The following is an 881-nucleotide window of genomic DNA, read 5'->3' as shown; positions in this document are numbered from 1 at the left end:
AACGCCGCCGAGGTGCTGCCGGAGCTCGTGCGGCGCGGCTGGACGCCGGACCTCGTGACGGACCAGACGAGCGCGCACGACCCCATGTGGGGCTACCTGCCGCCCGCCCGCGCCGACGAGGACGTGAACCAGCTTCGCGCCTCGAATCCCGACGAGTACCTCGCGCGGGCCCGTGAGGCGATGGCCGCGCACGTCCGCGCGATCCTCACGCTGCAGCAGCGAGGCGCGGTCGCGTTCGACTACGGCAACAACCTGCGCGAGCAGGCGCGGCTCGCGGGCGTCGCGGACGCCTTCGACTACCCGGGCTTCGTGCCCGCCTTCATCCGCGACTCCTTCTGCGAGGGACGCGGCCCCTTCCGCTGGGTGGCCCCAGCGGCGACGAGGCCGACATCCGCGCGACGGACGCCGCGATGCGCGAGCTCTTCCCCGACGACGCGCGCCTGCAGCACTGGCTCGGCTACGCCGCCGACCACATCGCCTTCCAGGGCCTGCCCGCGCGCATCTGCTGGCTCGGCTACCGCGAGCGCGACCGCGCCGGGCGGCTCTTCAACGAGATGGTCGCGGACGGCCGCCTGAAGGCCCCCGTCGTGATCGGACGCGACCACCTCGACGCGGGCAGCGTGGCGAGCCCCTACCGCGAGACGGAGGCGATGCTCGACGGGTCGGACGCGGTGAGCGACTGGCCCCTGCTGAACTTCGCGACGGGCATCGCGAGCGGCGCGGGCTGGATGAGCTTCCATCACGGCGGCGGCGTCGGGATGGGCTACAGCCAGCACTCGGGCCTCGTGGCGGTCGCGGACGGGAGCGAGGAGGCCGCGCTGCGCCTCTCGCGCTGCCTCACGAACGATCCCGCGATGGGCGTCATCCGCCACGCGGACGCG

1 pseudogene is annotated in these 881 nt (G+C 74.0%); it reads left to right on the top strand.

Annotated elements, in window-relative coordinates:
- Nucleotides 1–881 (top strand): annotated as a pseudogene (hutU, locus tag DEIPI_RS30030) (urocanate hydratase); the annotation flags it as partial.

This window comes from Deinococcus pimensis DSM 21231 (genome assembly GCF_000519345.1).
Classification (GTDB): domain Bacteria; phylum Deinococcota; class Deinococci; order Deinococcales; family Deinococcaceae; genus Deinococcus_A; species Deinococcus_A pimensis.
This window is presented reverse-complemented; position numbering and strand designations above follow the sequence as displayed.